The organism is Nocardia huaxiensis, from assembly GCF_013744875.1.
Classification (GTDB): Bacteria; Actinomycetota; Actinomycetes; order Mycobacteriales; family Mycobacteriaceae; genus Nocardia; species Nocardia huaxiensis.
Genome location: NZ_CP059399.1, coordinates 4,989,354 through 4,999,040 on the forward strand (window position 1 = coordinate 4,989,354; position 9,687 = coordinate 4,999,040).

Sequence of the window (9,687 nt, forward strand, 5' to 3'; positions counted from 1 at the left end):
ACACGCCACCGCCGATTCATCCTCTCGCCGTGGATGATCCGCGCACCATCGGCCGATACTGTCTGCTGGGCAGGCTGGGCGCGGGCGGTATGGGCGAGGTCTTCCTCGGCCTGTCCCCGGGCCGCCGTCTGGTCGCGGTGAAGGTGGTGCACGCCCACCTGGCCCGCGATCGCGAGTTCCGGCAGCGCTTCGCCCGCGAGGTGCAGGCCGCCCGCTCGGTCGGCGGATTCCACGCACCCACGGTGGTGGACGCCGACGTCTCCGGCCCGATGCCGTGGAGCGCAACCGAATACATTCCCGCCCCGGCCCTGGACGAAGTGGTGGCGAGATTCGGTCCGCTCCCGGTGGAATCGGTGTGGGAGCTCGCGCGCGGAATGGCCGAGGCCCTGCAGGCGATCCACGCCGCCGGCGTCGTCCACCGTGACCTGAAACCCTCGAATGTGCTGATCGCCCCCGACGGCCCCCGGGTGATCGACTTCGGCATCGCCCAATCGCTGGGTGACGGCCAGACGGTCACCATCACCGGGGGAGTGATCGGCACACCCGGATTCATGTCGCCCGAACAGGCGCGCGGCGATTTCGTCGGGCCCGCCGGTGACATCTTCTCCCTCGGATCGGTGTTGATCTTCGCCGCATCCGGTCGCGGCCCGTTCGGTGACGGCGATGCGGTCGCGCTGCTCATGCGGGTCGCGAACGGTGCCCCGGACCTGTCCGGTGCGCCCCCTGGGACGCTGGGAGACCTTGTCGCCCAATGCCTGTCACCGAACCCGGCACAGCGCCCACGGCCGATCGACCTGCTCACGGTCCTGAACCGCTCCCACCTGCCCGCGCCGCGCGGCTGGCTGCCGACCGCCGTCGCGGACGGCACCCAGGCGTATTCGCGAATCATCGCCGATGTCACCCGGCACGCCGAGGTCACCATTCCCGATGCCGGGCCCCGGCGGACCCGACCGGCCGTGCTCGTCCTCGCGCTGCTGGCGGTGATCATGATCGCCGTGGCGGGCGGGCTCGCGTACACGGTGCTGCGTGACACCGGCAATGCCGGCACCGCGGGCACTCCCGCTGGCCCGTCGACCACGAATCCTGTTCGTGCGGTGCGGATTCCGGTCCAGCTCAGCCCGGCGGAGGTGTCGCTGTCGGCCGACGGCTCGCAGCTGTTCGTCGTCGGCGTGAGCGGCGGTGTCCAGTTCATCGACACCAAGACCAACACCTCGCTGCGGACCGTGAAGTTCGATACGGCCATGTTCGAGGACAATGCCGCGGTATCGCCCGATGGACGTCGCATCTACCAACCTGTCGCCGCGCGGAAGATCATCCAGATCCTCGACGCGGAATCCGGCGCCGAAGTCGGTGAACTGGGGCCGGTCGAATCACCCCGCCATCCGGACGTCTCGCTCGACAGCAAGTACGTCTACGCCCCGGACGGCAACGGCCTCACCGTATTCGACGCGGAGAAGAAAACCCCTGTGGGAGAACGTATCCCGATCGCGCAATCGCCTCGGAAGGTCTGGCCGCTGCAGGACGGGAGCAAGTGGATCATCGCCGAATACAGCCTGATGAATCAACGCAAGAACGACATCTCGATCTATCATACCGCCAGCAGCACGGTCACCACCATCGACGTCGGCGTACGCACCAGGGGCCTGGGCGTCTCCGCCGACGGCACCCGGGCCGTCGTCACCACCTGGACCGCCAATACCGCCATCATCCTCGATCTGGTGACCGAAACAGTCACCGGCACAGTCGATCTGGGCACCGGCGGCACCGGTGCGGCGCTCTCCGCCGACGGCTCCCGGGCCTACGTGGCCAGTGGGGACACCGCCACCATCTCGGTCATCGACACCGCCACAGCGGCGATCGTCGACACCATCCGCGTCGACCAGGACCCTCAGGGCCTGGTCATGTCGCCCGACAATCGCCTCTATGTGGCCAACACCAGCTCCGGCACCGTCTCCGTCATCGATCTCGGATGACGCGGATGCCCGCGCTCACGCCCCCACCAGCAGCACGTCGGTGGCGGACTTTCGGTATTGGCCCGGGGCGGTGCCGTATTCGCGTTTGAAGGCTTTGGCGAAGGCGTATTCGGAGCTGTAGCCGGTGTGGCGGGCGATGGTGGACAGCGGGGAGTCGGTGTCGCGCAGCAGGCGGGCGGCGATGATCATGCGCCAGCGGGTGAGGTAGGCCAGCGGTGGCTCGCCCACGAGGGTGGTGAAGCGGCGGGCGAAGGCGGCGCGGCTGAGGCCGGCGCGGGCGCCGAGGGATTCGACGGTCCAGGGGTGGGCGGGGGCCTCGTGGATGGCGCGCAAGGCGGCCGACACGTCGGGGTCGGCGAAAGCCGCTGCCCAGCCGGACATTTCGTGCGAGGCGGTGTCGGCTATCCAAGCCCGGAGGAGGTAGAGGAGCAGGAGTTCCAGGAGCGGGGGCACTGCGGCGTCGCTGCCGGGGCGATTATCGGTGAGTTCGTCGGCGAGCAGGTCCACGGTGGCGCGGACGGAGGGGTGATTGCCGAGGCGGGCGGGGATGTGCAGCACCTCGGGGAGTTCGGCCAGCATCGGGTGGGTGCGGTCGGTCGCCAGTTGATAGGAGCCGCAGAGCAGGGTGGCGGCGGCGCCGGGGCCTTCGACGAAACGTACGTCGGACGGGCCTGCCGTCTCGGTGACCGGGGAGTCCAGCTGATCCAGGAGGTCGTGTGCCACGCCGCGCGGCATGAACGCCACATCGCCGACGCCCAGCGCGATCGGGTCGGCGCCGGGCCTGGTGAGCCAGCACGAGCCCTGCAGGACGACGTGAAAGCCGGCGCTCTCGATACGGGGGTACGCGCGGCCCCACGGGGCGTGCCGCACGAACATCCCGGAGGCGGGGCTGCCGGTGCGCGCGGTGGCCAGTACCTCGCTGAGAACATCCATGCCGCGAAGGATACTCATTCGAGACGAATGGGATATGAGGCGGCGAGGCGGGGTGGTTCGCTGTCTGTCAACCGAGATTAGTTATCTCACAGGCGGTGGTGACACGCGAATGCCGGACGGAATAGTGGATTGCGCGGTCGTTCCACCATCCCAACTCCTCGAGGAGCCTGTGTGTCTGCTGGTCGTATCCGTTCCCTCGCCCCCAGTGAGCAGATCTTCGCCATGGCGGGCGCCTATATCGGCTACTCCGTGCGCGTGCGCGGAGAGCTGGATATCGCCGCGCTGACAACGGCGTTCGCGCTGCTACGGCGACGGTACCCGGTGCTGGCGGCGGTGCTGGAACCGGAGGGCGGCGGGCATGCGATCGTGGCCCGGCCCGGACCGCTGCCGGGGGTCGTGGTCACCACGGGCGAGATCGGCGCGCCGATGTCCGGCGTGTGCGCCGATCAGACCCGGGCGCTGTCGGGATTGCATGTGGCGCTCGACGGGGAGCGGGCCGCGGTCACGCTGTTCACCCATCACAGCATTGCCGATGGCTATCACTCGTTCGCGCTGCTGGCGGATCTGTGGTCGCTCTACACGGATACGGTGGGCGGCAATCCGGTGGACGCCATCGTGTGGGACTATCCGCAGTCGCTGGAGCAGATGCTCGCCGAGCGCGGGATCGTCAAGGCGGACAACGGCATTGCGGCCGAACCCGTCGAACAGGGCGCCGCGGGCGAGACACCCGCACCCGTGATCCCGGGTCCCGCCGTCGCCGATCGCGTATTCACCAGCGCCGCAGCACGATTCCGGTTGTCCGCCGACGCCACCGCGGCGCTGCTCGCCTACGCGCGCAGCCACGAGACGACCCTCAACGGTGTGGTGTCCGCCGCGATCATGCGGGTGGAGTCCGAACTGCGGGGAATCGCTCCGGAGCGAATCAAATACAGCTATCCGGTCAACCTGCGCACCCGGGTGGAGCCGATCGTGCCGGATCAGGCCGCCACCGACCCGCTGGGGTTCGCGGAGTTCGTTCCTTCCGGCGACCTCACCGACCTGGCCGCCCTCGCCCGCGCGGTCACGGACGCGCTGCGAAAAGGCTTGGACAGCCAGGAGATACATCAGGCCGGACTGTCGTTCTTCGACAATATGTCCGCGGCGATCGCACGCCTCATGCAGCTGCCGGAGGACGAGCGTCCCATCGCGGTGGTCTCCACCAACTGGGGCCTCGTACCCCCGCTGCGGTCGCCCGCCGGGCTCGAATTCGACGACTTCCGCAGCGTCATGAACGAGCCGCCCTTCGATCCGGACGCACCGATCGGCCCGCCCGGCACCTGGATCCTGTCGTCGTTCCAAGATCGCCTGGCCATCGAGCTGCGCGGTCCCTTCGACGCCGAGACGGCCCAGAAACGCGTCGCCGCAGTGGAATCCGTGCTGCTCACCCTGGATTAGCGGGATCTTCGCCACGGGCTCGCCCGTGAAACCCGGGGCTTGTCCGGGAACATCCGCGATGGTGTCGTGGTCTACGCGGTGCGGACGGGAGAGGTCCGCACCGCGCGATGACGGCGGAGAGGGATGTTCGTGGAGGACCTGGAGCAGGCGGTGCGCCATCGCGCGGAGTTGACGAAGGAGCTGCTGACCTACTTCGGGTCCATGGCGGAGATCGAATTGTCGCCCGACGACGATATTTTCGCGCTCGGACTGGTGAATTCGCTGCGCGCGCTGGAGATCGTCGTCCACATCGAGAACACCTACGGCATCGCCGTCGAGGTCGACGATCTCGAGCTGGACAATTTCCGGAGCGCCGCACGCGCGGCCGCGTTCGTCGAACGCAAGCGGGGCGGTGTCAGCCACTCGTGATCGCAGTCGACGAGCTCGTAGCGGCCGCGGCATCGGAGGGGGCGCGGTGGGACCACGACGGCCTGCCCGACGAGATGATCACGCTCGCCGCCGCGAAGGGCGTACTCGGTGCGGACCGGCCCGCGACATTCGGTGGCGCGGGACTGGATTCGCGCGAACTCGGGGAATTGGCCGCGACGCTCGGGCACGCGTGCACCAGCTTGCGGTCGTTGCTGACAGTGCACGGAATGGTTGCCGCGGCGGTGGACCGATGGGGTACGGCCGCACAGCGGCGGCAGTGGCTGCCCCGGCTCGCCACCGGGGAACTCGTCGGGGCGCTGGCGGCGACCGAGGCCGGGGCCGGAACCGAACTGTCCGCTGTCGCCACGACTTTCGCGCCGGACGGGAATGACGTCCTGGTCTCCGGCACCAAGCTGTGGGTGACCTTCGGCCAGCGGGCGGATGTGTTCCTCGTGCTCGGCAGGGAGCCACGCGGACTGTGCGCCGCCCTGGTGGACCGCGACCGTCCCGGCGTGACCGTGGCCCCGGCCGAAAGCGGGCTGGGCCTGCGCGGCACGCGTTTGGCGACCATCGGTTTCGACCGCGTGCGCATCCCCGCCACCCAGTTGATCGCACCGCCGGGATTCGGGCTCTCCCATGTCATCGGCACCGCACTGGATCACGGCCGCTACACCGTGGCCTGGGGCTGCGTCGGGCTCGCCCGCGCGTGCCTGGACGACGCGGCCGCCCATGCCGCGGCCCGCGTCCAGGGTGACACCGCCCTGTCCGGCCATCAGCTGGTCCGCGCCGCGCTTGGCCGCAGCTGGGCGGAAGTCGAAGGCGCACAAGCACTCTGCGCACGTGCGGCCGACACCCGCGGTGCCGGATCGCCCGAGGCGCTGATCGCCACCATCGCCGCCAAATACGCCGCGGCCGGTGTCGCCGCCACGGTGAGCGAACGCGCCGTGCAGATACTCGGCGCGGCCGGGTGCGCACCGGACAGCCGGATCGGGCGGTTCTATCGCGACGCCAAAGTCATGCAAATCATCGAGGGAGCACAGGAGGTCGCCGAGGTGACCATGGGAGAGCACGTTTTGCGAGGTGCGCGGTGAGCGAACGCGTACTCCTGGGTCCGGTCGCCACCTGGTTCCCGGACACCACCGCCGAAGTCGCCACCCTGGCGGAACTGGACGCCCTCCCCGCGAATCGACGGGAACACGCCCTGGCCCTGGGCATCGACACGGTGCGCACCGCCGACACCATGGCCGAGGTCGACCTGGCCGCCGAGGCGGCGCTGCGGGCACTGGACGAGGCCGGGCTCGCTGCCACCGATCTGGACGCGTTGGTCCTGGTGACCGGCCGGGCACCGCAGTACCTGCTGGCCTCGGAAGCGACCCGGCTGCAACACCGGCTGGGCGCGAGCCGCGCCTTCACCACGGCGGCCGGGGATCTGGGCTGTGTATCCGTCTCCGCCGCAATGACTCTCGCCGCGAGCCTGCTGCGCGGTGATCCGCACTGCCGCACCGTCCTGCTGGTCACAGCGGCGAAGACGCCCACCCGCACCAGGTATCGCGCACCCATGACCCTGCTCGGCGACGGCGCGGCGGCCGTGCTGATGACGACCTCCGGCCCCGGCCGCTGGGAGTTCGTCGACCAGATCGTCCGCAGCGAGGGCAAATACGCGGATCTGTTCCGCATCGACTACCGCGATGTCGGCTCGCAGGACTGGATCGAAGCGTGCGCGGACGAAGCCACCTACTCGTTCCGGCTCGCGGTCGAGAGCAAGAAGCGCTTCGACGCCATCATTCCGGAACTGCTGCGACGGAACGGAATTCGGGACGATCAGGTGGGTCCGATGCTCATGCAGAATCTTTCGGCGGGCGCGTTCGCCTTCTGGGAGGAAGCCCTCGACCGCCCCGTCGACAAGGCTTGCCGAAGCAATCTGGCCGCCTACGGCCATCTCGGTTCGATGGACATGCTGCTCAATCTCGAGTCGGTCGCCGCCACCCGCGCGAGTGGCGAATACGCGCTCCTGTTGAACAGCAGCCCGGTCGCCGCCTGGAGCGCCGGCCTGCTACGGAGGATCTGATGGCGACGACAGTGAAATGCCTGGTCTGGGACCTCGACGACACGGTGTGGCCGGGCGTGGTCCTGGAATCCGACGGCGGTGCGCCGAAACCCGAAGCCCTGCACGCGATCCGGACCCTGGACGAGCGCGGCATCCTGCACGCCGTGGCGAGCCGCGGCGAACCGGCCGCCGCCACAGCGCATCTGCGCGCGCACGATATCGAGGACATGTTCTCGGCCATCGAGATCAGCTGGGGCCCGAAGTCGGAAGCCGTCCGGCGGATCGCCGAAGCCCTGAACATCGGCCACGACACCATTGCCTTCGTCGACAACGACCCGGTCGAGCTGGCCGAGGTGGCCGCCGCCCTCCCGGAGGTTCGCTGCTATCCGGCCGACCGGATCGCCGAACTCCCCGGCCTGCCCGAATTCACGCCCGCCACAGCGACATCCGAGGCCCGCGGACGCCGATCGCTGTACCGGGCGGAGCGCGAGCGGCAAGCCTCCCAGGCCGAATTCGCCGGCTCGGACGCGGATTTCCTGGCCTCCCTCGATCTGGTCATGACCGTGCGCGAGGCCGGCGAGGCGGATCTGCTGCGCGCGCACGAGCTGACCGAGCGCACCCACCAGCTCAACACCACCGGTGTCACCTTCGATCTCGGCGAACTGCGCGCCCTGTGCGCCTCCCCCGATCACGAGGTGCTGGTCGCCTCCCTGACCGACCGCTTCGGCGGCTACGGCACGATCGGGCTGGCGGTGACCGAACGACGCGGCCCCGATGCGGTGCTGCTCCTGCTGCTCATGTCCTGCCGCGTCATGTCCCGTGGCGTCGGCACGGCGCTCATCGCCGAGGTGGTGCGCCGCGCACACGACGCGGGCCTGCGTCCGGCGGCGGAATTCGTTGCCACCCCGCTGAATCGGGTCATGCTGGTGACGCTGCGCTTCGCGGGGTTCGAGGTGGTCGACACCGACGGGGAGCGCATCCTGCTCGCCTGTTCGGTCCCGCCCGAGCACATCAGCGGCACCGGTCACGTCGAGGTGGTCCGGTGAACCACACCGATCTGCTGAGCGGGCTGCTGCACCAGTTCGAGCGGGTGCCCGAGCGCACCGCGGTCGTAGTGGGGGAGCGGTCCCTCACTTACGGCGAACTCGACACCGCGACACTGGCTCTCGCGCGTCGCCTGCTCGCGGCCGGGGTGCGACCCGGCCAGACGGTCGTCATCTTCCAGCAGCAGAACCTGGACAGCGTGATCGGCATGCTCGCGGCCCTGCGCGCCGCCGCGGCCTGGAGCATCATCGAACCCGGGCACGGCGGCGAGCAGTCCCTGGCCGCGGTGCTCGAGACGCTGGACTGCGGCGCGGTGATCATCGACGGTGGTGATCCGCTCACGCCGGGCAGCGCGGCGGCGGCCCTGGCCGACGCGACGGGCGGCCCCGCACTGATCGACATTGCCGCACAGGCGAATCCGCCTGAGCTCGCGCTGCCCGCCGCACCGCCCCTGCGGGCCCCGGCCTACGCGATCACCACCTCCGGCTCCACCGGCGTCCCGAAGGCCGTGGTCGTCTCCCGCGCGAACCTGGCCACCCTCATCGGTTCCCGCAACTACGCCTACACCGACGGTGAACTGGTCACCTTCTCGGCCATGCGGCTCATCTGGGACGGCTCCCTCATGGGTTTCGCCTGGGCGCTCGCGGTCGGCGGCACCAGCGTGCTGCCCGAGGCCCGGATGCTGCGCGATGTCGAGGCCGTCGCCGAACTCGCTGGCCGCCACCAGGTTTCGCATCTGGTCGCGACACCGTCGTTCTATCGGCTGCTGCTGCCGCGACTGGCCGGGCTGCGGCCCACCCTGCGCCGCGTGACCCTGGGCGGTGAGGCGGTCTCGGTGCGCCTGGTGGAGGAACACCGTGAGGTGCTGCCCGCCGTGGCCCTGCACAATGAGTACGGCCCGACCGAAGCGACGGTCACCTGCATCCTGCACGTCGTCGCGGACACCCCGCGACAGATCGTGCCCATCGGCAAGCCGACCGAGGGCACCACCGCCCACATCCTGGACGACACACTGCGGCCGGTCCGGCGCGGCACCCGCGGTGACCTGTATCTGGGCGGCGAGCAGATCGCCGACGGCTATGCGGCCCGGCCGGGCCTGACCGCGCTGCGATTCGTGGCCGATCCCTTCGCCACCGTGCCGGGCGCGCGCATGTATCGCACCGGCGACCTGGCCCGCATGGACGCCCACGGCGACATCGAATTCCACGGCCGCGCCGACAGTCAGGTGAAGGTGCGCGGCGTGCGCATCGAACGCGGCGCGGTGGAGGCGGTGCTGGAAGATCACCCCGCCGTGCGCGAGGCGGTGGTGCTGCCCGTCACCGATGTCGACGACACCGTGTACCTGGCCGCGTTCTGGGTGCCGATGGACGGCGGGACGGTCACGCCCGCGCCCAGCGTGCTGGCCGAGTTCTGCGGCGAACGGCTGGTGCCCGAGGCGGTTCCGGCGCGGTTCGTCACCCTCGACGCACTGCCGATCGCGGCGGGCAGCAGCAAACTGGACGAAGCCGCGCTGCGTGCGCTGCTGACCACAGCCACTGTGCGGCAGCCGATCTCGCGCGACGACTGGTCGGATCCGGAACGTGAAGTCGGCGACATCTGGTCCCAGGTGCTGCTGCACGACGAGTTCGACCGCGAGGACCGCTTCCTCGACGTGGGCGGCAACTCCCATCGCGTGGTCGCCCTGCACATGCGCCTGGAGGCGCGCTGGCCGGGAGCCATCTCGGTGGGCCTGCTGTTCGACCTGGACACCGTGGCCGCGCAGGCCGCCGCGCTGCCCGCCGACCCGGCGCACCCCGCCGAATCCGCGGACAGCGCGCAGAGCATCCCCCTGGCATTCGAGGTGTGAAG

8 protein-coding genes are annotated in these 9,687 nt (G+C 69.8%); 7 read left to right on the forward strand and 1 reads right to left on the reverse strand.

From position 1 onward, the window contains the following. The first annotated feature begins 29 nt into the window (after positions 1-29). Positions 30-1,973, forward strand: a complete 1,944-nt coding sequence (locus tag H0264_RS22530) for a serine/threonine-protein kinase (RefSeq protein WP_220139817.1) — start codon at positions 30-32, stop codon at positions 1,971-1,973. Between the two features lie 15 nt (positions 1,974-1,988). Here H0264_RS22530 and H0264_RS22535 read toward each other — a convergent pair whose 3' ends face one another. Further along, entirely contained in the window at positions 1,989-2,906 is a 918-nt protein-coding gene (locus H0264_RS22535; protein WP_181579376.1) for an AraC family transcriptional regulator, read from the reverse strand. A gap of 171 nt (positions 2,907-3,077) precedes the next feature. On the opposite strand from H0264_RS22535, the gene H0264_RS22540 reads away from it, so the two are divergent. The 6 genes from H0264_RS22540 (at position 3,078) to H0264_RS22565 (ending at position 9,685) form a co-directional block, all read left to right on the forward strand. Beyond that, positions 3,078-4,340 carry a phthiocerol/phthiodiolone dimycocerosyl transferase family protein gene (locus H0264_RS22540; protein ID WP_181579377.1) on the forward strand — a complete coding sequence of 421 codons (1,263 nt, stop codon included), beginning with the start codon at positions 3,078-3,080 and terminating at the stop codon, positions 4,338-4,340. 123 nt (positions 4,341-4,463) lie between these two features. Next, positions 4,464-4,748 carry an acyl carrier protein gene (locus tag H0264_RS22545; protein ID WP_181579378.1) on the forward strand — a complete coding sequence of 95 codons (285 nt, stop codon included), beginning with the start codon at positions 4,464-4,466 and terminating at the stop codon, positions 4,746-4,748. After that, positions 4,745-5,839 (forward strand): acyl-CoA dehydrogenase family protein, encoded by a 1,095-nt coding sequence (locus H0264_RS22550; protein WP_181579379.1) that lies wholly within the window; start codon positions 4,745-4,747, stop codon positions 5,837-5,839. Before H0264_RS22545 ends, H0264_RS22550 begins: the two co-directional genes overlap by 4 nt. Then, the gene (locus tag H0264_RS22555) at positions 5,836-6,816 is read left to right on the forward strand and encodes a 3-oxoacyl-ACP synthase (RefSeq protein ID WP_181579380.1); all 981 of its coding nucleotides are present in this window, start codon (positions 5,836-5,838) and stop codon (positions 6,814-6,816) included. The genes H0264_RS22550 and H0264_RS22555 overlap by 4 nt, the downstream gene beginning before the upstream one ends. Then, positions 6,816-7,841, forward strand: coding sequence for an HAD-IIIC family phosphatase (locus H0264_RS22560; RefSeq protein ID WP_181579381.1), 1,026 nt, complete (start codon positions 6,816-6,818; stop codon positions 7,839-7,841). The genes H0264_RS22555 and H0264_RS22560 overlap by 1 nt, the downstream gene beginning before the upstream one ends. Beyond that, on the forward strand, positions 7,838-9,685 hold the full coding sequence (locus H0264_RS22565; protein WP_231085611.1) for an amino acid adenylation domain-containing protein: 1,848 nt from the start codon (positions 7,838-7,840) through the stop codon (positions 9,683-9,685). Before H0264_RS22560 ends, H0264_RS22565 begins: the two co-directional genes overlap by 4 nt. The last annotated feature ends 2 nt before the right edge of the window (positions 9,686-9,687 follow it).